The following is a 23,591-nucleotide window of genomic DNA, read 5'->3' as shown; positions in this document are numbered from 1 at the left end:
GTTTGGCTGCCGACAATGCGCGTTGAGCGTTAAATCACGGCCGTCGCGTAAACGTATAATTTCTGCAATTCAGCCCGCGCCGCGCAACCTCCATCTCGATCTCGGGCGTGGGCAAGTAACCTTCGTCTGGATAGGCCGCGTCACACAATACTTTATTCGAGACTGAAGCGAGATCGTTGGGCTCTAAATTGGCTGTGTGGGCGGGATGGCCGGCACACCCGACCAGACCAGAGATACATATGCTGAGTAGCAAGGCGACTGGGATTAGCTTCATACGAGGGACCTGACCTTTGGGCTGAGTTTGTCTTTAAGGCTATAGAATAGCATGCCTGCGACGAGGGTTGACCACCTGAGTAATGGGCCTCCGGGGAAGCTTTTTATTGGAATTCGGCAAAGTTGTTCGAAGCCATCGCCTTGCCCGACTATCGCTTCGGCCATCAATTTACCGGCTAGTGTGCCAATCGATATACCGTGGCCCGAAAAACCCTGGGCGTAATACACTTGCTGTTTAATGTGGCCTACATTTGGTAGACGGTTGCGCGTAATCGCCAGCGTGCCACCCCACCCGTGCGTAATCTGCGTTTGGGTTAGCTGTGGGTACCGGCTAAGCAGATGAGGTCTGACAAAAGCTTTAATGTTGTCGGGGAAGCGTCTCGAATAGGTCTCACCTCCGCCAAACAAAAGACGCTTATCTGCTGAAAGCTTCCAATAGTTGACGACAAACTGTGAGTCGGCAATGGCTACGTCCGAGCGAGTGATTGAGCGAGCCAGCTCTTCGGATAGGGGTTCCGTGGCGATCATGTAGTTGTTAATGGGCATGATCTTGCTGGTAAGGCGGGGCTCCAACTGGTCGATATAGGCGTTGCACGCGAGCACGACTTTATTTGCACAAACAGTGCCATGCTCGGTGTAAATCTTGACGGTATCGGAATCCTGTTGAATGCGAGTGACCTGCGTGTACTCGAAGATCTCACAGCCTAGTGTCTCGGCGGCTCTAGCCAGGCCGTGCACGTACTTGAGTGGGTGCAGGTGCTTGGCGTTGGAGTCGAGCACGCCGTCAATTAGGCCTTGTGCCTCGGTCTCTTGCTGAAGCTCCTGAGGGCTGAGATAGCGGGCGCCGCTGTAGTCGTAGACGGTGTGTAAATGGTCGACTTCACGCTGTAAGTCGGCGGTCAGCTTGGGGTTCGCAGATGCGAACAAATTACCGGTTTTAAGCTCGCATTCGATCTCAAATCGACAAATTAGCTCGCTGACCAAATCTACGGCCTCTAAGCCAAGCTGCCACAGAGCTTTTGCATGCTCTAAACCCAGCCAGCGCTCTAAAATCAGCTGACCGCGCCGTTGTCCTACACCCACGTGACCACCATTGCGACCGGAGGCGCCATAACCTACGGTTTTGGCCTCTAGCACCATCACGTTTAACCCAAGATCACGCAGTGCGATCGCTGCCGATAGGCCGGTAAGACCAGCGCCTATGACGCAGACATCGGTGTGGCGGTCGCCACTTAAGCGGGCGCGCTCTGTTTGCTTTGGGCTCGAGGCTTGATACCAAGACTTTGGGTCGAAAGAATTCAAGAGACTGTAGTTTTTCGCAATTTTGGGCAGTGTACCCTAGGGTGGTCCGGCTAGGTAGTTATCCGTTTTTTCTTTAGACAAAACGCAAATTGCTATTATCGGCCGCGGTGACTTCGTGGTTCGCGATGAGGGCATGAAAACCCTTGCTATTTCACTAAAGCAGGTCAAAATCCGCCTATGGATACCGAGTTATTGCGCACCTTCTTAGAAGTCAAAGCCACTCGACATTTTGGTCGAGCGGCCGATAACCTATTCATTACTCAGGCGGCAGTCAGTGCACGTATTAAGCAGCTAGAATCCTACTTCGGCGCACCTTTATTTCATCGCGATCGCAACAATATCCAGTTAACCCCCGAAGGTGAGCGTTTGGTTCCACACGCGGAATCGATATTGTTTTCTTTGCTGCGAGCCAGACAGGATTTTGCGCTACGGGAGGGCGGCGATTTGCGTTTGAGCGTCGGTATTCGCCAAGGGCTCTGGTGCGATACCCTGCAGTCGTGCTTTGACCAACTTCACGATGAAATAGGGGATTTGAAACTGCACGTCGAGACCCTGTCGCAAGAAATGATCGCGAAAAAGTTGCGAGAGGGTGCGCTCGATACGGCTCTGGTGTTTGATACGCCGGCGGCCCCCGAGCTCGAGTCTCATTGCGTCGGCGATTTGCACTTGCGGCTATTTGCGCATCACAGCATCAAGAATTTGGCTGAAGCAGTGAGCACGCGTTACATATACTTGCAGTGGGGCACAGCTTTTTCACGCTTTCACGTTCGCCAAGTGACGAAAGACCCTTTTCCTTACTTGCAAACCAACATGGTGGACGCGGCCATAGCGCAGGTTATACGCCAGCAGGGTGCGTGCTTCTTTCCTGAAGCCATGCAATCGACCTTGCAAGAGCAGGGCATTTGTAGAGTGCCAGAGGCGCCAGAGTTCGACACGCCTCTTACTTTACTAGTGCACCCTTACATGCGCACCAGCCCAGTGGTTCGCCGCCTTAAGCAACAGCTCAGTAATTTGAGTCTGTAGGGTTTGACGGACCAGAAGCGTCGTGAATGTAGTGTCGGTGGGATAAAGAGCTATATCCCGCCCAAGGGGGGGGGTGTATGGCGGGTGACGCAGTGTCTTTTAACTTGCCTTAAAGATCGTCGAAGCTTAAATCGTAATAACCGATCTCTTCGCGTAAGCGACGTTCTTCCATGCGCAGTTCGGCACGCCGTCGTTTTTCCGCAAGTTGCTGTTTTTCCGATAGATTATTCAATGGCACGTCTATGTCATCGTCCAAGCCCATACCTTCATCGTCAAAATCGTCGAGATCGCCGGTATCGTTGCTGTCGTCATGCTTTGCCATCTGTCACACTCCAACATTCGGTGAGCCAATTTCGCGCAATATCACTTACACCTTGACCTCTGTAAAACAAAAAATATTTAATTTTTCGATTAAATATTTTTATCGAAAGCGGCGGCTTGTGTGGCTCCCAGCCTCTGTATTCGCCGTAAAATACTCATCGTCCATGATGTGGCACAAGCCGCTGCTTGCTTATAAGAGTTGCAGGTGCCGTGCCAAGTTTTGGATTCTATCGGGTGAAATCTATAAGCGGATGTTTTTAAAAGATTTTGTGGGTTATTGATGGCGTCGACTAATACCGGCGTGGGTTTTTTTGCTACCCAATCCAGCGCGCAAGTGAGTTCGGACACGTCCGCGGACGCGTCCTGCTAGTCGCGCAATAGCTTTGCGATAGCATCTGCTATGGTCTCGGGTTTGGCTGAATCACTGCAATCGATGGTGATATCTGCCCACGCGCAATAAAGTGGATGCCGTTGCTGATACAGCTCTTCGTAGCTCGTATTCTGACTTTTCGCCATACCGCGGGGCGCGTCTTGTGCGACCCGATCTTGCAAAGTCAAAAGAGGGACGTCGAGAAACACTACAGGCCCCAGCGCTTTCAGTTTTGTCATCAGTGGCTGGCTATAAATAACGCTACCCCCCGTTGCAATTACTTCGGACTGGAAATCGATGTTTAACAACAGGGATTCTTCCAGCGCTCGGAAGTAATCCAGACCCTTGGTATCCATGATGGTTTGGAGTGTGGCGTTTTCGCGGCGTTCAAGGTCATCATCGGTATCGTGAAATCTGAGTTTGAGAGCTTTTGCCAAATAACGACCTACGCTCGATTTACCAGCTCCGGGCATGCCGATCAAAGTTACGCAGTTCTGTTCTTTGTTTGTGCCGTTGCTCATTGATTTAAATGCCCTACAATAAGCCCCATATTGTAAGGCGTATATCGCCAACCGATAAGCCCTTTACTTTGCTCTCTGGCTTGTGGCTGATTAGTCTGCCTAGGCCACAACTTCAGGAACTTACCATGAGCTTAAAAAGCGTCCCTCTAGAGTCACTACATCAAACGTTAGGTGCCAAGCTTGTGCCTTTTGCTGGCTACAATATGCCCGTTCAGTACCCAACTGGAATTATCAAAGAACATTTGCATACGCGCACAGCCGCTGGCTTGTTTGACGTGTCGCATATGGGGCAGGTTGTCGTTAGTGGGGAAGGGGCTGTGTCTGCGCTTGAAGCTTTAATGCCGGCCGATCTGGAGGGTCTGGCTGTGAACGCCCAAACCTATTCGTTGCTGACCAATGAAGCGGGTGGAGTCATTGACGATTTGATCGTTACACGTTGGGCAGAGGATCAATTCATGCTGGTGATTAATGCCGGCTGCAAAGACAAAGATCTTGAGCATTTGCGCTCGCATTTGGCGAGTGTGAATTTAGAGGTGCTTAGCCAGCATTCGCTTTTGGCCTTGCAGGGCCCCAAAGCGCGAGCGGTGATGAATGACCTGCTGCCAGAGACCCAGAATTTGGTTTTCATGACAGGCACCTGGGCACAATTTGACGGCGAGGAAGTGTATGTCACGTGCTCGGGCTACACTGGCGAAGACGGGTTTGAAATATCGGTCCCAAATTCGCATGTCGAGGCCTTAGCGCAAAAACTTTTGGCACACGCAGATGTGCTGCCCATTGGTCTTGGCGCTCGTGATTCGTTACGTTTAGAGGCAGGCTTGTGTCTTTATGGGCACGAACTCGAAGAAAACATATCACCCATTCAAGCTGGCTTAAAATGGGCCATCGCTAAAGCTCGCAGACACGAGGGTGCGCGTGCTGGCGGTTACTTGGGCAGTACTATTATCGAGGCGCAGTGGGCCGAGGGTACTGACACAGTCAGAGTGGGTCTGAAAGTATTGGGTAAACGCCCAGTGCGTGAAGGCGCGGCCGTCTTTGATGCACAACAACGGCAGGTCGGCACGGTGTGTTCCGGTGGTTTTGGGGCGACCCTCGAGCAGCCCGTGGCGATGGCGTACGTAAGTGCTGAGACAGCGGCGCTTGGCACCGTTTTGTTTGCGGATGTTCGCGGCAAACTGGTGGACGTCGAAGTCGCCAAAACACCGTTTGTCGCACAGCGCTATTTCCGCGGTTGAGCGCATATAAAACACCAATAAGGAAACACCATGACTCAGATACTTTACCGCAGCGCATTTGAGCTCGCCAAAGACATCAAGGCCGGTACACTGTCGTCAGAGCGCGTGCTTGATTTTTATCTCGATAGAATCCAGCGCTTTAATCCCGCCTTAAATGCAGTGGTCGCGATGGATATCGATACAGCCCGAGCGCGCGCTAAAGCGGCGGATCTAGCCGCCGGGCGCGGTGAAGATTGGGGGCCTCTGCATGGTGTGCCCATCACGGTAAAAGATGCGCTAGCCACTCAGGGTTTAGTCACAGTGGGTGGCATACCCGCGCGCGCTGGCCAAGTGCCCGAGACCGACGCGGTTAGCGTTGCGAGATATCGTGCCGCAGGCGCCATTATTGTGGGTAAAACCAATGTGCCCTTTATGAGTGCCGACTTACAAAGCTACAACGAGGTGTACGGTGTGACCAACAACCCGTGGAACATCGAGCGCACTTGTGGTGGGTCGTCAGGTGGCGCTGCCGCGGCCTTGGCGGCGGGTCTGTCGGCTCTAGAGGTCGGCAGTGACATTGGCGGTTCTATTCGAACGCCGGCGCACTTTAACGGCGTCTTTGGTCATAAACCTTCTTATGGCATTGTGTCACAGCAGGGCCATATCCCACCGGGTCAAACAGTGATTACCGAGTCTGATTTGTCGGTAGTGGGCCCACTCGGCGTCTGTGCAGCGGACGTGGCTCAAGCACTAGATGTACTGCTGGGCCCGGGCCCTATGGATGCCAAAGCTTGGCGCGTGGATCTGCCGCCTGCACGTTTCGAATCCATTAATGACCTGCGTGTGGCGGTTTGGGCAGACGATGAGTTTTGCCCAGTAGATGCGGACATTCGTGACGCAATTGTAGCCGCGGGTCGCTCCTTAGAGACCGCGGGCGCAAGGGTAGATTTTGAAGCGCGCCCCAAGTTTGATTTGGCTGAGAATCATCGCACCTACCTACACTTATTGATGTCAGTTATGGGCGCCGGTATGCCACAGTCAGTATTTGATATGGCACAAAAAGTGGCTGCTTCGGCCGATCCAAACGATCACTCGGATAGTTTAGAACAAATGCGCGGCATCGCTATGAGTCATCGCGATTGGGCCAAGGCCTCAGAGCAGCGCCTGAAAAATCGTGCCGAGTGGGAGCGATTCTTCGAGCAATACGATGTGGTTTTGTGCCCCTGTGCACCCGCGACAGCGTTCGCGCATGATCACACGCCCGACATGTCGGCTCGTCGCCTTACCATTAACGGCGAGCAGCGGCCCTACACCGATATGATGCGTTGGGCTGGCGTGACTTTGAATGCAGGCTTGCCTGCCTCGGTAGCACCGGTTGGTATGAGCCGCGACGGCATGCCCATTGGTGTGCAAATTGCGGGCGCCTATCTAGAAGATAAAACGACGCTGGCGGTGGCTGCATTGCTGGAACAGCACCATCAGGGTTTTGTTCCGCCCCCGGGTTACGCCGACTAAACTGCGACCCATGTGTGGCTAACGAGTACTTGGTCGCCGTCGTAAACGGTGGCTTTGTATTCGCTGCCCGCTTCCACTGGGCCAACCCCTGCTGGCGTCCCGGTCATTATGATGTCCTGGTCGCACAGCGTCATAAAGTGATTAAGCTCGTTCAATATGACCTGTGGTGGATACAGCATCATACTGACGTGCCCTTGTTGCCTGAGTTCGCCGTTTATGTGCAGGGTCAAGTGCAGATCGTCCAAACTGTCAGGTGCCGTCACGAAATCACTGATCACGGCAGCCCCATCAAACGCTTTAGCCCGCTCCCATGGCAGTCCCTGTTTCTTCAGACCGTTTTGCGTTTCCCGTTTGGTTAAGTCAAAGCCTACAGCAAGCCCCCGCACCTGACCGGCATGCATTAGCAAGCAAATTTCAGTTTCGTAGTGCAGTGTCTCGTCTAAGGTCGCGTGTAGGGTATCGCTTAATGCGGTTGGTGGTTTGAGGAACACCGTCATGTCGTCGGGCTTTAATCCGCCCATTTCTTCTATGTGGGCGGCGTAGTTTTTGCCAATGCACACAATTTTCGTGGGGTGTATTAGGTTGCTATTAAACGATGGCATGAGTCGTCCGGCTGCGAATTTAGTGATAGACGAATGATACTCTCATGCAAATGCGTAATCACCTTTGCTCGATGCCTGCTTCGTAGTAAAAAGACTGTTTCCTGTCATGCAACGGTTACAAATTCGTCAACAAACTGCAGGAAAAACGCAAAGATTTGCTCCTAACCTTGTGCTGGGTCCACAGGCCCAGTTGACTATTAAGGAGCAACCATGAAACGAATGAAAACCCGTATTAAAGCACTGTCTATCGCGGTGTTGACCGCCTCACAAGTGTCGTTTGCCGACACCAATGCGATGGAGGAAATTATCGTAACCGCCCAAAAGCGTGACCAATCCGTGCTTGATGTGGCGGCGACGATGGACGTTATTTCGGCTGAATTTCTTGAGCGCACTAACACGACGGAATTAGATGATTTATCGCGAGTGCTACCCAACGTGGTAATTCAAGAGCAAGCCGTGAGCTTGCCCTCGTTTAACATCCGTGGCATTACCGACGACACCGCCTCGGTGTCTGCAACGCCCCGAATCTCGGTGTATCAAGATGGATTTGATATCTCGAAAAAAACGGTATCGAGCGCGGCATTGTACGACATCGCTCGTGTCGAAGTATTAAAAGGCCCCCAACCAACTTTATTCGGAGTCGCCGCTGCTAACGGCGCGGTCAGTATTATTACCAATACCCCTGACTCTGCATTTGACGCCGATGCGCGTTTTGCTCTGAACACTGAGGCGGGCGTCGAAACACAAGCTATGATCAACTTACCTGTTAACGACCGTAACGCATTTCGTATCGCAGGCATTTATCGTGAGATGGATGGTGTCATCAAAAATACGGCGTGTTCGGCGAACTCATACAACCCGAGTGGCCAAATTACCGATCACACAGGTGCTGTAAAAAGCTGTAAGGGTGGCGATTTAAACGGTGTCTCGGTTCAAGCCTTACGTGCAAGCTTTAAAACGACCTACGATAACTGGGATTTAGTGTTGCGCGCGGGGTATGAGTACAACGACCAGCCCGGCATTGCCTTTAAGTCCGGCTCGATAGCACCAAAAAATGGCAACTTAAGTCCTTTTACCTCGGCCGAGCTGGGCTTTGGTTCAGAGCTTGGTATCGAACGCAAGCTCCTCACGGGCGACTTTACCTTCAATTATCGTTTCTCAGAAAGTTTGTCTGCGCTCGTTGACGGCTATTACAAAGACGTTGAGTTAAACGAAGCGTTCGATGCAGATGGTACCGGCCTGCGTATTCAGGACGCCTATTTCGACAACGACGCGATCTTATACGGGGCTTCAGCGCGACTTGTATTTGATGATGGTGAGCGGTTCGCAGGATTTGTGGGCATCTCGAATTCACAAGATCAATCGAAATTACCTTACTACGTCATGGTTGACCCTTACGTACGTGGGACTTTCGATGCGGTAAAGGCAGCCTTAGAAGCGGCGAACCCCGATATTCCCTTGAACCAAAATATCTCGACTAAGGCGTCTTTGGCTCAGATCGAAGCCCTGCGCGCGACCTTGGTTTCAAGCTTGTTCAACGCCGATGGCACGGTAATCTCAGATCCGAACTTGCCGTCTTCGTTTGTGCAAGGTCCGTACACCTTTGAGGCCGAGTTAGATATTAACTCGATCGTAGCTGAGGGTTCGTATCAGCTAACGGAGAAAATCAACGCGACGGCGGGTGTTCGCTATATCGACGAAACGCGCCTAACTCGCAACTTTGTGGTTTTTGAAGCCGAAAAGGATTTCACTGCGACTTTGCCTCGCTTAGCGTTGAACTACGCCTACAGCGACGATTTGTCGTTCTACTTTAACTACGCCCAAGGCCGCCGTTCGCCTGTGGTAGATCCTAACTTCGGTGCAACGGTGATCACCAAGGCGGAAACGGTAGACTCTTACGATGTCGGCTTTAAGTATATGGGTGATCGCTGGTCGTTGTTCGCTGCCCTGTTTACGTATCAGTATCAGGACTATCAGCAGAGCTACACGGACGCTACCACGCTGCAAAGCATCACGGTGACCGTAGGCGACTCGACCATGTCCGGCTTTGAAGCTACCGCGCGCTTTATTCCAAGCGACACCCTAATGATTAGCGCAAGCCTAGGTTTACTGGATGCGACCTTTGCGAATAAAACAGCCGATGGTCAGGTATTTGATTACGCCGGCAATAACTTCCGCTTAGCCCCAGAGGTGTCGGGTTCGTTAAACATCAACAAGCGTATCGATTGGTCAGATTGGACCCTGGATATGGATTTGTTGATGTCCTACCAATCTGAAGTGTTCTTCGAGAGCTCAAACTACCCAGGTTTGTCGCAGGACGCGTACTGGATTACCGATGCCTCGGTTATGCTGAACCGCAAAGGTTCCTCCATCAAGTATGAGTTATATGCTGATAACGTGTTTGACGAAGAGTATTTGATCGACGCCGGTAATACCGGTGGGGGCATTGGTATCCCGACTTACGTACCGGGCATGCCCATGATCGCCGGTGTTCGCGTTTACGTGGATTTCTAGGCTGCGAGCTCAATAAAGCCCGGTCAGTGTGAGCTGGCCGGGTTTTTTATTGCGTGTTTTTTAGATTGGTAAGCGCTTTGTTCTGCGATAAGCCGCTCATCAGATGTTCTCTGGTGAGCGACTCATGATTCTAGGTTTTGTTGTAACGACGCTTGCCGGCAGACGCGCGCAGCGGTGCACTGCTAGTTACCGAGTACTCGCGCGAAAGTACCGTAGAGACATAGCGAAATTGTGTCTCCGCCCCACTGGGTGTCAGGGTCAGCAGGGCCCAGCCTCGTTGCGAGGTGTCGGCCTCGACCAGTTCAGGACTGGACGCCAAAAACGATGCCTTGGTCGTTTCTATTGGCAGAGGCAGAAAGCTCTCAAGCCCTGGGCTGGATATCCCCGGGGTGCCCAGCTCAATACCGACGGCATTACCCTCAGCGTTGCGCAGGTTAAAGGCCCACGCATTGTGTGTATCTCCGGCCAATGAAATTGGGTTCACAGCGTACTCTAATAAGTCGTCATATAGGCGTTCCCGCGCTGCTGGGTAGCCATCCCACGCATCTAGGTTCAGTGGTAATCCTAGCTTGGCTAGGTTTAGCATGCTCTTCATTCGCTGTTTATAGCTGTCGGGAATGGGCGCCTCGTCGACAATTGCGGGGTCAATCGAGGGTATCAAAACTTTGCCCATGAGTACCTGCTGACCCAGCACCTGCCAAGTGGCTCCTCGGGTTTTACTCTTTTGTAGTTTATTGCGTAGCCAATCGGCTTGGGGTTTGCCTAGCAGTTCTCGTTCGGGCTTGTTCAGTTTGGTATCAGCAAAGGTGCGGGGGTCTTTGCCCAGATCTCTACTGTACTCGAGCTGCTCATCGCGGCCGACAAAACGCGTATCAAGCATGATTAAGTCCGCTAGATTGCCAATCTCGAAGCTGCGATAAATATTCTCTTGGTCAGATTCGCGGGTGCGAATAGGCATCCACTCGTGGTAGGCCTTTTTTGCTGCCGCAATACGCGTGCCGAAGTCGCCTTCGCCTTCGTTATGGTTTTCAGCGCCCGAGTGCCAGGTGTTATTCATGAGTTCGTGATCGTCCCAAACGGCGATCATTGGGTGATTTCGATGCAGGGCTTGAAGGTCGGCATCGGTGCGGTACAAGCCGTAGCGCATGCGGTAGTCCTCGAGCGCAATAATTTCGGTGCTAGGTTGTACTCGACGACCGAGTTGCTCGACCGCAATGGGGTTGGAATAAACACCGTCGGCGTATTCATAAATGTAGTCACCCAAATGCAGCACCACATCTAAATCAGCTTGTGCCATGTCTTGATAAGCGTTGAAATAGCCCTGAGGATAGTTTGAGCAGGATGCCACACCCATTTTAAACTCTCGGACCTTGCCCTTTGGCAGCGTTTTGGTCTTGCCAACAATCGAGCTAACGCCTTCACAAGTAAAGCGATAATAGTATTGTTTGCCGGCTTTCAAGCCCGTGGCATCCACTTTCACGGTGTAGTCTCGGCCGCCGTCGGTTTCGGTCGTACCCTCAACCACCATTTTTCTGAACTTGGCGTCGCTCGCGATTTGCCACTCGACCTTAAGCTGTTGGTGTGCGCCGTGACCCGGAATGACGCGGGTCCAAAGAATTACGCGATCGTGCAATGGATCGCCACTGGCAATACCGTGAGTGAAGTGAACAGGGTTTTCTGCGTTTACGCTAAAGCCGCGGAGGGCGAGCAAGCCGAGCGTCGCGCTCAGGCCTTTGACGAGGGTTCTGCGCTTTATCGATTCTAGTGGCATACCAAGACTCCTAATTAGACAGTTGCCTCAGCTTACCCCTAAATCGCTACAGTTTCATGGCAAGATTGCGGGCTGATAGCTCAGCCCGCCATGCACGGGTTTAGTAACGTTCTTTGTGCTTTTCGCGCTTTTCTTTCCACTTCTCCATTTTTTCTTCGCGGCGTTCATCACGCTCTTCGCGCATGTTGTCGAGCTTCTGCATTTGCTCTGGCGTTAAGACGCCGCTGAGTTGGCTGCGCATGTCGGCTTGCATGGCGTCGCGCTGTGCTTTGTGAGCTTCCATCATCGCCTTTCGTTTTTCACCCTGCGCTTTCATGATTTGCGCAACTTGAGATTTTTGCTCGTCGTTAAGATCTAATTGCTGCGCCATTTTCTCTAGACGCTTGCCGTCACCAAGGCCGCGCTCGCCATCTTCATGATGCATTGCAAATGCGCCCGCGCTCATAGTCAATGCAAGAGCGATACTACTTATTACGGTTTTTGTGTTCATGACAACTCTCCTGTGGGTTGAAGGGCAGCCTTGCGTCACTGCCACGGTTTCATAGTACGACTGTATTGTGCACAAATTATGGAATAATTAAGGTAATTTTGTGCAAGGCTTAAAGCGGTAGCCGGCGCCATAGACCGCCTCTATGACCTCGCCCTGGTTGATGCGACTTAATTTTTGTCTGAGCTTCTTAATGTGGCTATCAATAGTTCTGTCGCTGACCACGCGACCGTCGCTGTAGATGCGATCAATTAATTCATCGCGATTGAATAGCCTGTTAGGAGCGGCTGTCAGCGCGGCGAGTAATGCAAACTCTATGGCTGTTAAATCGGTGGATCGGTTTCTAAACTGAGCGGTCAAGGTGTCTTGGTCAAGTTGCAGAGTGCTAGTTGGTGATTGACCTGAATCCAGGGCGAGACGGCGCAAATTGGCCTTAACACGAGCGACGACCTCGCGGGGGCTAAAAGGTTTGACGATGTAGTCGTCGCCGCCAAGTTCCAGGCCCATCAGCCGATCTTCTTCGGCAATGCGGGCGGTTAAAAATAAAATGGGCGCTGAGCTAGACAACCGCAACTGTTTGCACACACTAAAACCATCGCCATCGGGCAGCATGACATCCAACAAAAACAAATCAAAGTGCTGACTTGTTGCAAGCGTGAGGGCTTCTCGCCCGCTGTGTGCCGTTGCGATATCAAAGCCCGCCTGCGTGAGATAATCGGCCAATAGTCTGGCGATCTTAGGGTCGTCTTCTATAATGGCGATAGAGCTCACAACGGCACCTTAGCGACAGGCCAAGAAAATGCGACTTTCAATCCCCCCAAAGGGGATGCGTCGGCGTGAACTTGACCGCCATGAGCAAGCACCAGCGAACGCACGATTGCCAAGCCCAAACCGGCGCCGCCACTCACCCTTTGCCGTGAGCTATCGGCGCGATAAAGCCGTTCAAACAGCCGCTCAAAGTTGCCGCTAAAACCCGGACCTGAGTCTTCGATGCACCATTCGATTGTGTCGCCTGCCAGCTTCGCAGAGAAACGAATATTCGCCTCTGACTGGCAGTAGCGAATGCAATTGCTCAACAGGTTGTCTAGGATCTGGGCTAATCTCTGAGGGTCAGCCAGTAAATTAAACTCTTTATTGTCGATTGCGAGTTCCATACCGTGCCCTTTTGCCTGCAAAGCGCTCGCATGCCGCTGTATAGCGGCATCGATGGCCTCGACTAAGTTGCAAGCCTGAACGTTCAAAACCATTGCGTTGATATCAGCTTGGGCTAAATCGTTGAGATCATTCACCAAAAAATGGAGGTGATTGATTTCTTCTAATAGCGAGCTAACTGCGCGTTGGTCGAGTGGCCGAATACCGTCTTGCAGCGCCTCAGCTTCACCTTGGAGTACCGTTAAGGGGGTGCGTAGTTCATGAGCGATATCGGCAAGCCACTGCTGTTGGGCTTGCTCGTGCTCTTTTAGCGTAGCCGCTAGCTGCGCAATATCGGTCGCCAAGCTTTTGAGTTCCCGAGTATTCGTTGTGGGGGGTGTTACATCACGTTCGCCCTGATTCAGAAGATTGATGTTGCGCGACAAAGCTCGGATGGGCGCCGTGAAATACCCCGAAAACCACCACGCAAAGCCAAAGGCGGCGATACTGGCAAAGGCGGCCGTGATAGCAAAACTGCGTTTTTGCTGAGCGGCAAATAATTGTTCTAGGCCCGCGGGGATTGCCTGAATGCGAGGTATGGCCAAATAACCGATGGTTTGGTTGTTTACAGCGATCGCTTGCTTAACGAGATTGTTGGGATTGCGTTTCGGGCCCATCAATATGCGTTGCTCGGCGTCCAGCAGTAGTAAGCGCCGAGTGCGCCTGCGTTCGTGTTCGCGCCCCATAACGTCGCCCGCTATGGCTCGCCTCAGGATCTCGCTATGCGCTGGGGGCCAGGCGTTTTCTTGCTGATACAGGTCGACGAGGCGCTGCTCGACTTCGCTGGCATTTCGCAACTGCTGTTTGCCCACAAATTCTAAAAAGTCTCGGTCAAAGCCTCGCTGCGTTAACGCATATACCATACCCAGCAGACACAAACTTGCCACGGTAAAGGCGAGAGCAAGTTTTGATCGCAGAGATATCGGCATGGCTTACTCCTAATATGACAGCGAGTATAGCTCAGGATTGTGCAACAAATATGGATTTTGACCCGAGTGCTCGTCGCTCAGTAAAGCGTTGGGGGGCTGAGTATTTGAACCGCCTTACTTAAAAATCACGGTTTTGTTGCCATCTAAAAATACACGGTGCTCCGAGTGCAGTTTTACGGCGCGTGCCAAGGCCATGGTTTCGGTGTCGCGTCCAACAGCAACCAATTGTTCCGGCGTGTAGGTATGGTCTACGGGTTGCACCGATTGTTCGATGATTGGGCCTTCGTCCAGATCCGCGGTGACGTAGTGCGCGGTAGCGCCAATAAGCTTTACGCCACGCTCGTAGGCTTGATGGTAGGGTTTGGCGCCTTTAAAACCTGGCAAGAACGAATGGTGAATGTTGATGGCTCGGCCCTTGAGCGATTGGCACAGGTCGTCGCTTAAGATCTGCATGTAGCGGGCGAGCACCACGAGCTCGGTTTGAGTCTCGCTCACAATGTCCAAGAGGGCTTGCTCTTGTTGTGCTTTATTATCGGGCGTGACAGGTAGATGAACGAAGCGAATGCCTTCGCGTTCGGCGAGCGCGCGGCAGTCTTTGTGGTTAGAGACGACCGCGGTGATGTCGATGGTCAGCTCTTTCTTGCGAACACGGTAAAGCAAATCGTCTAAACAATGGTCAAACTTACTGACCATAATCAAGGTCTTCATCGGGGCCAGGGTATCGTGAAAGGCCCATTCCATATTCAGCGTTTGTGCTATGGGTGCAAACCCTGTGCGCAGTGCGTCCAGTGAGATCGTGTTGACCTCGAAACGACCCACCGTACGCAAGAAAAAGCGACCGGTATCTTCATCGTCGAATTGGTGGAGTTCCGATAGATAACAACCTTGGTCGGATAGGTAAGAGGTTACCGCTGCGACAATTCCGCTACTCGCAGGGCAGGTGGCTGTGAGCGTAAAGCTTGTATTGCTGGTCATGGCTCTTTATCCGGTCGTTTTTACAGGGCGCAAGGATACCGCAGCTACCCGAATAATCGAACCGCTTTGTACCCCGATGGGTCCGTTCAGCCGATTACCAATAATAAACCAGCACGTAAGCGCTTAGCAGCGTTGATATCCATAGCGCCGTGGTGCCAATGGACCAAGCGGGCACCGAGTCTTTACTTGGGTCGCTCGAGGGTAGTATGGGTTTGAGTGCAGCGCTAATTCCCGCACCGACAGAGTGCGAAGCTTTGCTGTAGCCTCGTGATATCACGTCAGTGGTTCGTTCCGAGATCTTCGCGCCCAGTTTGCGCCAGAACCAATCGGTGTCTAGCGTTAAAGTATTGGTGCGCTTCATGAGGGGTAGCAGTAAAAAGAACGCGAGCCCCGAGAACAACAATAACTGCAGGTAGAATATGACTTTTCCGGGTTTGTAAGCCGAAAACTCCGTTGGATAGGGCAGAAGTTGATAGAAAGGTTCTGGGTAGATACCGATACCAAAACATAAGCCTACAAAGATCAGCATGGCGGCGGCCATATTCCAGGGCGCATCTTTGGGTCTAAGGCCCGAATCTTTCTGAAAGAAAACATACCAAGGGAACTTGATGCCCGCATGCAAAAATACGCCTGCTGAGGCGGCAGCAAGAACGTACCATACCCAGACTAAGTCTTGCATCGCTGCTGCTTCCGAGATCATCGTCTTAGTGGTGAAGCCCGAGGTCAGCGGAAAGCTTGAAATCGCTAGTGCGCCCACGATGCCACAAAAAGCGGTCAGCGGCATGGTTCTGTACAAGCCACCCAGTTCGTTGCACTTCTCTTTGCCGGTGTGATAAATCACCACGCCAGCGCTCATGAACAGCAGTGCCTTATAGATGATGTGGGCGAAGGCATGAGCGGTTGCGCCATTCAAGGCCATTGGCGTACCGATGCCCACGGCGACCACCATAAAACCCACTTGGTTCACGATCGAGAATGCCAAGATGCGGCGCACATTGTTTTCGAGCAAGGCCCAAATAATGCCGTACATAATCATGAATACGCCGAGATAAATGAGGAGTGGCGTTCCTGGAAAGAGCAGTATCAGCGCCAGTACAGCAGTTTTTGTAGTGAACGCGGATAAAAACAGTGAGCCGCTTGGGCTAGCTTCTGGGTAGGCGTCAGACAACCAGGCTGAAACTGGCGGCGCCGCCGCATTGATGAGTATCCCCAAGAGCATCATGTAAGTATCGAAATTGTTGGCCTGAAGCGCCTGAATGTCGATTGAGCCCGTGTGTACCACGACCCCTTCGATACCAACTTTTAATATAACGCCACCCAACAAGTGCACAATCGCGTAGCGGATGCCGGCCGCTCGCGCGCCTGCCGTTCCGCCAAACCACACCACTAAGGTTGAGAACAGCGCCATGAGCTCCCAAAACAAGAACAGCGTGATTAGATCACCGGCAAAGCTCACACCAATTGCCCCTGAGGCGTAGGCGAAACCACAGGCAAGCTCCAGTCGTCGCGCGTGTTTAAAAGCGTATAAAGCGCCCACGCCCGCCATAGTCGCGAAGATGGTAGCGAACAGGCGCCGCTCTGGGCTGGCCTCGATGAGTTGGAGTTCGTAGTCTAAAAACGGCGCGGTAAGAGACACACCGTCCGGTACAGACCAAATCGCTATTAAGGTCAGCACCGGGCCCACAAACAAGCCCAGACGGTGCCAATGGTTGGGTACGACAGCAACCCACAGCGCTGCGCACAGCAGAATCAATCCGGGTGGGATAAACTCAATCATTGCTGTCCTCGTAATACGATTCCGGGCGTTTTAGGAGGTAGCCCAGCAGCTTCGCGACGACGACCATCGCGGCGCAGGCAAAAAAACCAAAGACTGCGCCAAAACCCCACCACTGCGACGATTCAAAGGGTGTTTTCGCTTTTATGGCGAATTCGACCAGTAGAGTCAGTGCGAGTAGCACAGAAAAAATGATCCATGCTTTGCGCACATTGATCTCGTTATCTTGCGTCACTGCAGACCTCCTACGAGCTGTCTTTCGATCTCAATAACTGGGCCATTGAAAAAGAAAAATCCCAGGGTCAAGAGTGCGGTAAGCGCCAAAGCAACGACCATGGGCCACGGTGCTTCTCCGTGCGGTTTTTTGGGGGCTTGGTCCTCTGGTAAGAACCAGGCCGCATAAATAATTGGCAAGAAATAGGCTGCATTCAGGGCTGTACTGGCAATAATTGTGAAAATGGCCAGAAAGTTGTCGGCTTCAAATGCGCCACCCAATATGTACCACTTCGATACAAAGCCGCCGGTTGGTGGCACGCCGATCATGCTTAGCGCACCGACGGTAAAGGCTGCCATGGTTACTGGCATGCGTCGGCCAATACCAGCGAGCTGAGTGATATCAATTTTTTTGCTCGCGACGTAAATTGCCCCGGCCGCGAAAAACAGCGTAATTTTTCCGAAGGCGTGCGCGACCATGTGAAGTGCCGCTCCGATTTCTGCCATCGGCTTCAGAATGGCGCTCGCCATAACGACATAAGACAGTTGCCCAATGGTGGAGTAGGCAAGTAAGCGCTTCAAGTTAGTCTGACGCAGAGCGATCAAGCTTGCCACGATGATGGTGAACGACGTAATCCAGACAAGCCATTGGGTGGTGCTTAACGAAAATAGCCAATCCACGCCAAAAATGTAGATAATAATCTTAGTGATACTGAAAACACCGGCCTTTACCACAGCGACAGCGTGCAGCAGGGCGCTCACCGGAGTTGGTGCGACCATTGCCGCTGGGAGCCAGCGGTGAATCGGCATAACCGCCGCTTTACCGATGCCAAACACGAACATTGCCAGTAACAACCCCGCAGTGGGCGCATCAACTTTTCCTTGGAGTGAGCCGCCCAAGGTGAAGGCTCCGCCTGTTAGGCTTGTGACCCATATCACGGCAGGTAAAAAAAGCGTGATGGAGGTACCCATCAAGATTGCCAGATAGACGCGCGCCGAGCGAATGGTGGCCTCATCACCTTTGTGGGTCACGAGCGGATAGGTTGCGAGTGTCAGGATCTCGTAAAACAAAAACAAGGTGAACAGGTTGCCGGCCAGCGCAACGCCCATGGCGGCTGCGATCGAGATCGCGAAAAATACGTAAAATCGCGTTTGATGCGACTCGTTATTGCCCCTCATGTACCCGACAGAATACAAAGAGTTGATAATCCACAAGGATGCCGCCAGAGTCGCGAATAGTGCACCTAACGGCTCGGTGTGCAGAGTGATATTTAACGAGTCGGTCAGCGTTGCGAGTGTGATGCTCGATCGCCCACCATGGGCAACATCGATTGCCATTGGCCACACGGTGATGGCCAGTAAACCGGCCGTGACAAAAGTAAACGCTTCGCGCAGGTTCTGGTTAACGCGTCCAGCGAGTGCTATGGCGATGGCGCCGATCGTGGGAATAAGCAGTATGAGCATTAGGGAGTTACCACTCATAGTGTCTGCTCCAATAACAGTGATGCTGCGGCATTTGCAATTTCAACAGGAAGCTGTGGCGCGAGCCCAAAGGCGATATTGGCCGCACTTGCAATCACCACGATTGTCATTGGCATCAGCGGTAGTGGCTGGCGCTGTGTTTCTGCATGCTGAAAGAACAAAGACTCGGCAACTTTAGCGACGTACACCACAGCCATTAGTGAGCTCGCCAGAACGATAATCAGTAGCGGTAAGCTCCACTGAGGATGTTCGAGAATCGCCTGAATTAAAAACCATTTGCTGATAAAACCAGCTGTTCCAGGAATACCAATCAGGCTTAGCCCCGCAATAGTGAAGGCGATGCCAAGTACTGGGTGTTGTCGGCCGAGGCCCTTAAGGTGCTCGATAGAGACGCCGCCGGCACGCATTGCTAAAACAATAATCGCAAGGAAAATCGCGCCTTTAGCAAGTGCATGATTGAACATGTGTAACAAGGCCGCAGACAGGCCCGTGTGAGATAAAAGAGACGCTCCCAGCGCTATATAGCCAACTTGCGCTACTGAAGACCACGCAAATAGGCGTTTTACGAGAGGCTCTCTGATCGCAATCGCTGAGCCGAATAAGATGGCAGCGACGGCCATTGGCATTAGGTATCCTGCAAACTGTGCTCCGTGTCCGCTGAGTGCGCCCTGAAATACGAAAAAGTCAACGCGCAAGAAAACGTAAAGCGCCACTTTCGTTGAACACGCGGCCAAGAATGCGGTTACTGCGTGCGGCGCAAAGCTGTAGGTGTTCGGGAGCCACGCGTGCAGTGGGAAAATAGCCGCTTTCAATGCTAGACCGACTGAGATAAAGCCCGCCGCCATGAAAATGGGGGTTTGATTCGTGACCTCGGGTATGCGAGCCGTTAGGTCCGCTAAGTTTAAGGTGCCCGTCATGATGTAGAGCAAGCCCACCCCAATGAGGTAAAAGGTAGCGCCAATTGTCCCCATGACCAGGTATTTGAACACGGCAGGTAAGGCGCGACGGTCACTCGAGGCAGCGACGAGTATATAGCTTGCTAACGAGGATATTTCCATGAACACGAAAATGTTAAATGCGTCCCCTGCCACGACAATACCGCACAAGCCAGCAAGCGCGAGCAACCATGCCGCGAAGAACAGGTTAGCTCGCTGAGCGTCGATATCCTGTGCCAAGCTCTGATATCCCGCAAGGAGTGCGGCGCTGGAAGCTCCAGAGATCAGTAGCAGCAGTAGCGCACTCAGCGCGTCGACTCTAAGCTCTATGCCGAAGGGCGCAGGCCAACCTCCAAGCGGGTAGGCGCCGACGTCGCCTGCCAGAACCAGTTGCGTAATCGCGATGGCGATGGCAAAAGCGCACAGGCTTGTTGCGGTGGCAATTAGCCATGCCAACAGTCGAGATGGCATCAGCATAGTCAAGGGCGCCAGCAGCATTGGGATGACAACCTGCAGAACGGGGTAGTGCGTAGCTAAATTCATGCGCTGCTATCCTCATCCTGGATATCATCTTCCTCGATGCTGCCGTAGGCTTCTTTTATGCGAATGACGATCGCTAATCCCAAGGCGCTGGTCGAGATGCCCACGACAATCGCGGTAAGAATTAAAACTTGGGGCAAGGGGTTTGAAAATACATCGGCACCAATACTGGTGTTCAAAATAGGTGTTGTGCCACCTTCTACCTTACCAATACCAATAAATAGTAAGAACACTGCCGATTGAAACAGCGATAAGCCCAGTAATTTTTTGATGTAGTTATGCTTCGCGATGACGGTATAAAACCCCATCAGCATGAGCACACTGAACACCCAGTAATGGAAGAGCTCTAGGACGATCATGCTTGTTTACCCCGCGCGGCGAAGGCGTGGAAAATACTCAACAAGACGCCGGTCACGGTCATGCCAACACCGAGCTCGATAGTGATAATGCCTATTTGCTGGGCCGTGACGGGGTTTTCTGCCAGAACCGAGTAGTCTAAAAAATACCCGCCTTTGAGCAGACCGACGACGCCAACACCCGCGTACAGTAATGCACCGCTGGCCATCAAAACACGAAGAAACTTAGGCGTAAGAACCGCTAAAGCGCGATCTTGCCCTTCTAACAAGGTGTAGAGAATCATGCCAGCGGCGATTAGAGCGCCCGCTTGGAATCCGCCGCCTGGGCCGTACTCGCCGTGAAACTGAACATACAACCCAAACAGAATGATAAAGGGTATGAGTAAGCGCCCGACCATTCTCGGTATCAGGTAGTGCTTTAAGCTTTCTGAGCTTGCTCGAGCACTGTTTGGCTGCGCGCCCGATTGGTTGCCCAACAAAAACAACACGCCAATGCCCGCGACTAGTACGACGAAGACTTCGCCCAGCGTATCGTAGCCCCGAAAACTTCCAAGAATTGCGGTAATGACGTTAGGTATATCGACCTGCTCGGCCGTCGTTTGCATAAACCAGGGCGTTAGATGTTGGTGCGCAGGTGCTGAAGGATCACCGAATGAGGGTTCGTACAGCGTGGCATAGCCCATGGCAAGGCCGGCAATTAAAATGGACACCAGTGCCGTCTTGCGACCACTAAAGCGAGGCTTTTCAGTGCCATCGAGTACACTAAGTGCCCCAAGGAACAGCACCGTGGAAATTCCGGCCCCGACGGCGGCTTCGGTTAGCGCCACATCCGCCGCATCGAGTAAGAAGAAATTAACCGCGATTAACAGGCTGAATATACCCATTAACATCACGGCCACAAACAAGTTAGAGGCGCGAATGACGGCGCCGGCGGTTATGACTAAAAGTGACAGCAGAAAGATGCTAAAAACGGCAATCATTCTTGCGTCTCCTGTGTGGGCTTTGTCTCTTCTCGACCGGATAAGAGCGCGGCACTGGCAAGTGCATTAGACGCAGCCGGCCCAGAGAGCAATAAAAACAATAAAATCGCAAATAGCTTAACCGTGTACAAGTTCAGCCCTGACTGCAGCATTAGGCCAGAAAGAATTAGGATGGGCGCGAGACTATCGGTGACGCTTGCAGCGTGCATACGGGTGAACAAGTCGGGCATTCTAAGTGCGCCAATGCCGCCCACTACGACGAACAAACTCCCGCCTACTATGAGAATCCAGCTTACAGTGTCTACGACTAGTTCAATCATGACTTAGATCCGAGCGTTCTCGCTTTGAAGAACTTCAACACGGCCAATACGCCAATAAAATTGATTAAAGCGTAGGTCAGAGCCAAGTCTAAAAAGTCAGGGCGACCAATCATGAAGGCGGCTACAGCGAGCAACAAGACGGTTTTGGTGCCAAACATGTTCACGGCCAGTATTCGATCGTATTCCGAGGGTCCTTTTATGGCCCTGATCAGCGCCAGCGCCATGGTGATAGCGATGGCCGCAGCACTTACTGTGAACATGCGTCAGCTCCGGTTACTGCGGTGACTTTGGCGGCCATTTCACCTGATAACAGCGCTTTTGCACCTGCATCGGTTAAGGTGTGTACCGTCAAAACACCCTCGTAGACATCAATCGTCAATGTGCCAGGGGTAAGCGTTATGGAGTTGCCCAAAAGTACTTGTGTGAAATTATCAGATGCATCGGTTTTCACCTCAACCGTGCGGGGACTGACAGGGCATTTGGGGTGAAGCACAATTTTTGTTACTTCGATGCTAGAGCGCCATATTTCTGTTACCAGCCAGCCCCAGTACCGGATCAGACGCCAACTTAGATGAAACGAGTAAACCTCGTCGTCAAAAAATCGCATTCTACGAACCAGTATCATGGTAAGTACGCATGATATCAGTCCTAAACTGAGCAGCAGGGGCTTGTATAGGCCTGACCACAATAGCCAAGCGACTGCCAATACAGCGCTAAAGAACAGCGTCCGAGCTATTGTCGGTGAGTCAGAATGCGTCATGATGTCAGCGAGTATTGTTGTCCGAAGTCAAACAAGTCTGGCGGTTGTAATGGTTAAAACAACATATTCCGAAGCGCATTGTCATTGCCTTGGAATTTTGTCGACGCTCTTTATTCGCTTCAACCATTTACCCTGCCCTTGTCACCGCTAAGTGCTATGAGTACTTAGTGCTACCCAGTTATTGTTACCGCGATGTGAATTATGCACAAAACGAATCTCAGTATAGGCAAATTGATTCAAAGTTAAAGCCCTTTTGACAGGGATTGCAGCGAAAATTTATTGATTACCTTTATATTATTTTCGTTTTGTTGTCGCATGAGTGATCAGATCGGGCTCTCGCTAATACCACCATCAACGCTGACTGCAGACCCTGTCATGTATCGCCCGGCTTTGTTACTTGCGAGCATGAGCAGCGGTACGTTTAAGTCGCTGTACTCGCCCAGCTGTCGCATAGGGATGCCTTTGACGTAGCGCTCGCCCGACTCGGTGGCAAAATACTCTTGGTTAATCTCGGTTAAAAACCATCCGGGGCACAGCGAGTTTACTCGGATATTATTGCGGCACAGTTCAATCGACATCGATTTGGTCAGCTGCATTACACCGGCCTTAGAGACATTGTAAGCGACCTTCATGGCGCCTGTGTTATAGCCATAAATAGAGGCGATGTTGATAATGGCACCTGCGGTTTCGGTACGCACCATCAAACGAGAGGTTTCGCGCGCAACGCGCCAGGCGCCATCTAAATTGGTCTGCATCTGCCATGCCCAATCCTCCTCGTCGGTATTCAAAAACTTTTTGGGGTCGTCGCCCACGCCGGCATTATTGACCAAAATATCCAAACGGCCCTCGGTGTGAGCGATCGACTCAAACGCTTTTAAGACACTGTCGTTGTCCGTTACGTCCATGGCTATGGCTCGGGCGGACCCCCCCTCAGATTTAATGCGCTCCAATTGCTCAGCGAGTCGATCCGTCCGGCGTGCCGCGATAATGACGTGCACGCCCTCGCTTGCCAGTAGGCCCGCAAAATGGGCGCCCAATCCGCTTGAAGCGCCGGTAATGAGTGCCGTTTTACCCTTCAGTTCAAAATAATCTTGAGACATAGCGTTTCTTCTTTATGTTCACTTAACAGCAGACTATTCACCGCCTTCACAGTGGTCAAGTCGCATTGGTGGGATTCTCAATTGGCCTCACATTTCCTGCGATGGGCGGCACGCTTGATTGTT

General features: G+C 52.1%; 23 protein-coding genes. 4 read left to right on the top strand and 19 right to left on the bottom strand.

Annotated features, from left to right (window positions below; all coding sequences use genetic code 11):
* Positions 1-270 precede the first annotated feature (270 nt).
* The gene (locus ACTF5Z_RS00805; RefSeq protein ID WP_438984124.1) at positions 271-1,575 is read right to left on the bottom strand and encodes an NAD(P)/FAD-dependent oxidoreductase; all 1,305 of its coding nucleotides are present in this window, start codon (positions 1,573-1,575) and stop codon (positions 271-273) included.
* 177 nt (positions 1,576-1,752) lie between these two features.
* On the opposite strand from ACTF5Z_RS00805, the gene ACTF5Z_RS00800 reads away from it, so the two are divergent.
* Positions 1,753-2,598: a LysR family transcriptional regulator gene (locus ACTF5Z_RS00800; protein ID WP_438984123.1), complete on the top strand. Its 846-nt coding sequence runs from the start codon at positions 1,753-1,755 to the stop codon at positions 2,596-2,598.
* Positions 2,599-2,707: 109 nt separating this feature from the next.
* Here ACTF5Z_RS00800 and ACTF5Z_RS00795 read toward each other — a convergent pair whose 3' ends face one another.
* Positions 2,708-2,920, bottom strand: a complete 213-nt coding sequence (locus tag ACTF5Z_RS00795; protein ID WP_438984122.1) for a PA3496 family putative envelope integrity protein — start codon at positions 2,918-2,920, stop codon at positions 2,708-2,710.
* 365 nt (positions 2,921-3,285) lie between these two features.
* Positions 3,286-3,810: a shikimate kinase gene (locus ACTF5Z_RS00790; protein ID WP_438984121.1), complete on the bottom strand. Its 525-nt coding sequence runs from the start codon at positions 3,808-3,810 to the stop codon at positions 3,286-3,288.
* Between the two features lie 125 nt (positions 3,811-3,935).
* Between ACTF5Z_RS00790 and gcvT the strand changes: the two genes are divergently transcribed.
* Positions 3,936-5,045: a glycine cleavage system aminomethyltransferase GcvT gene (gene gcvT, locus ACTF5Z_RS00785; protein ID WP_438984120.1), complete on the top strand. Its 1,110-nt coding sequence runs from the start codon at positions 3,936-3,938 to the stop codon at positions 5,043-5,045.
* Positions 5,046-5,075: 30 nt separating this feature from the next.
* Entirely contained in the window at positions 5,076-6,539 is a 1,464-nt protein-coding gene (locus tag ACTF5Z_RS00780; protein ID WP_438984119.1) for an amidase, read from the top strand.
* Here ACTF5Z_RS00780 and ACTF5Z_RS00775 read toward each other — a convergent pair.
* The gene (locus ACTF5Z_RS00775) at positions 6,536-7,141 is read right to left on the bottom strand and encodes a fumarylacetoacetate hydrolase family protein (RefSeq protein WP_438984118.1); all 606 of its coding nucleotides are present in this window, start codon (positions 7,139-7,141) and stop codon (positions 6,536-6,538) included. The genes ACTF5Z_RS00780 and ACTF5Z_RS00775 overlap by 4 nt on opposite strands.
* A 210-nt stretch (positions 7,142-7,351) precedes the next feature.
* On the opposite strand from ACTF5Z_RS00775, the gene ACTF5Z_RS00770 reads away from it, so the two are divergent.
* Positions 7,352-9,655 carry a TonB-dependent receptor gene (locus ACTF5Z_RS00770; RefSeq protein ID WP_438984117.1) on the top strand — a complete coding sequence of 768 codons (2,304 nt, stop codon included), beginning with the start codon at positions 7,352-7,354 and terminating at the stop codon, positions 9,653-9,655.
* Positions 9,656-9,785: 130 nt separating this feature from the next.
* Here the strand turns inward: ACTF5Z_RS00770 and ACTF5Z_RS00765 are convergent, their stop codons facing one another.
* The 15 genes from ACTF5Z_RS00765 to ACTF5Z_RS00695 all read right to left on the bottom strand — a co-directional run bounded on the left by ACTF5Z_RS00765 (position 9,786) and on the right by ACTF5Z_RS00695 (position 23,468).
* On the bottom strand, positions 9,786-11,426 hold the full coding sequence (locus tag ACTF5Z_RS00765; protein WP_438984116.1) for an alkaline phosphatase D family protein: 1,641 nt from the start codon (positions 11,424-11,426) through the stop codon (positions 9,786-9,788).
* Positions 11,427-11,526: 100 nt separating this feature from the next.
* Positions 11,527-11,916: a hypothetical protein gene (locus tag ACTF5Z_RS00760; protein ID WP_438984115.1), complete on the bottom strand. Its 390-nt coding sequence runs from the start codon at positions 11,914-11,916 to the stop codon at positions 11,527-11,529.
* Between the two features lie 87 nt (positions 11,917-12,003).
* Positions 12,004-12,684, bottom strand: coding sequence for a response regulator (locus ACTF5Z_RS00755; protein WP_438984114.1), 681 nt, complete (start codon positions 12,682-12,684; stop codon positions 12,004-12,006).
* Complete coding sequence (locus ACTF5Z_RS00750; RefSeq protein ID WP_438984113.1) at positions 12,681-14,033, bottom strand: ATP-binding protein; 1,353 nt, start codon at positions 14,031-14,033, stop codon at positions 12,681-12,683. Before ACTF5Z_RS00750 ends, ACTF5Z_RS00755 begins: the two co-directional genes overlap by 4 nt.
* A 114-nt stretch (positions 14,034-14,147) precedes the next feature.
* Positions 14,148-15,008, bottom strand: coding sequence for a formyltetrahydrofolate deformylase (gene purU / locus ACTF5Z_RS00745; protein WP_423850339.1), 861 nt, complete (start codon positions 15,006-15,008; stop codon positions 14,148-14,150).
* Positions 15,009-15,102: 94 nt separating this feature from the next.
* Entirely contained in the window at positions 15,103-16,785 is a 1,683-nt protein-coding gene (locus ACTF5Z_RS00740) for a Na(+)/H(+) antiporter subunit D (protein WP_423850340.1), read from the bottom strand.
* Positions 16,778-17,017: a hypothetical protein gene (locus ACTF5Z_RS00735; protein WP_423853519.1), complete on the bottom strand. Its 240-nt coding sequence runs from the start codon at positions 17,015-17,017 to the stop codon at positions 16,778-16,780. Before ACTF5Z_RS00735 ends, ACTF5Z_RS00740 begins: the two co-directional genes overlap by 8 nt.
* A complete protein-coding gene (locus tag ACTF5Z_RS00730; protein WP_438984112.1) occupies positions 17,014-18,477 on the bottom strand; it encodes a monovalent cation/H+ antiporter subunit D family protein in 1,464 nt (487 codons plus the stop codon). Before ACTF5Z_RS00730 ends, ACTF5Z_RS00735 begins: the two co-directional genes overlap by 4 nt.
* Positions 18,474-19,955, bottom strand: a complete 1,482-nt coding sequence (locus ACTF5Z_RS00725) for a monovalent cation/H+ antiporter subunit D family protein (RefSeq protein WP_438984111.1) — start codon at positions 19,953-19,955, stop codon at positions 18,474-18,476. Before ACTF5Z_RS00725 ends, ACTF5Z_RS00730 begins: the two co-directional genes overlap by 4 nt.
* A complete protein-coding gene (locus tag ACTF5Z_RS00720; RefSeq protein ID WP_423849287.1) occupies positions 19,952-20,311 on the bottom strand; it encodes a cation:proton antiporter subunit C in 360 nt (119 codons plus the stop codon). The genes ACTF5Z_RS00725 and ACTF5Z_RS00720 overlap by 4 nt, the downstream gene beginning before the upstream one ends.
* Positions 20,308-21,288, bottom strand: a complete 981-nt coding sequence (locus tag ACTF5Z_RS00715; protein WP_438984110.1) for a DUF4040 domain-containing protein — start codon at positions 21,286-21,288, stop codon at positions 20,308-20,310. Before ACTF5Z_RS00715 ends, ACTF5Z_RS00720 begins: the two co-directional genes overlap by 4 nt.
* Positions 21,285-21,608 carry a monovalent cation/H(+) antiporter subunit G gene (gene mnhG / locus ACTF5Z_RS00710; protein ID WP_438984109.1) on the bottom strand — a complete coding sequence of 108 codons (324 nt, stop codon included), beginning with the start codon at positions 21,606-21,608 and terminating at the stop codon, positions 21,285-21,287. Before mnhG ends, ACTF5Z_RS00715 begins: the two co-directional genes overlap by 4 nt.
* Positions 21,605-21,868, bottom strand: a complete 264-nt coding sequence (locus tag ACTF5Z_RS00705) for a monovalent cation/H+ antiporter complex subunit F (RefSeq protein ID WP_423849290.1) — start codon at positions 21,866-21,868, stop codon at positions 21,605-21,607. The genes mnhG and ACTF5Z_RS00705 overlap by 4 nt, the downstream gene beginning before the upstream one ends.
* On the bottom strand, positions 21,856-22,368 hold the full coding sequence (locus ACTF5Z_RS00700; RefSeq protein ID WP_423849291.1) for a Na+/H+ antiporter subunit E: 513 nt from the start codon (positions 22,366-22,368) through the stop codon (positions 21,856-21,858). Before ACTF5Z_RS00700 ends, ACTF5Z_RS00705 begins: the two co-directional genes overlap by 13 nt.
* Positions 22,369-22,691: 323 nt before the next feature.
* Positions 22,692-23,468: an SDR family NAD(P)-dependent oxidoreductase gene (locus ACTF5Z_RS00695; RefSeq protein ID WP_438984108.1), complete on the bottom strand. Its 777-nt coding sequence runs from the start codon at positions 23,466-23,468 to the stop codon at positions 22,692-22,694.
* Positions 23,469-23,591: the final 123 nt, after the last annotated feature.

This window comes from Aequoribacter sp., assembly GCF_965659035.1.
Lineage (GTDB): Bacteria > Pseudomonadota > Gammaproteobacteria > Pseudomonadales > Halieaceae > Aequoribacter.
The sequence above is the reverse complement of the archived record's forward strand: the minus strand, read 5'-3'. Positions and strand labels throughout refer to the sequence as shown.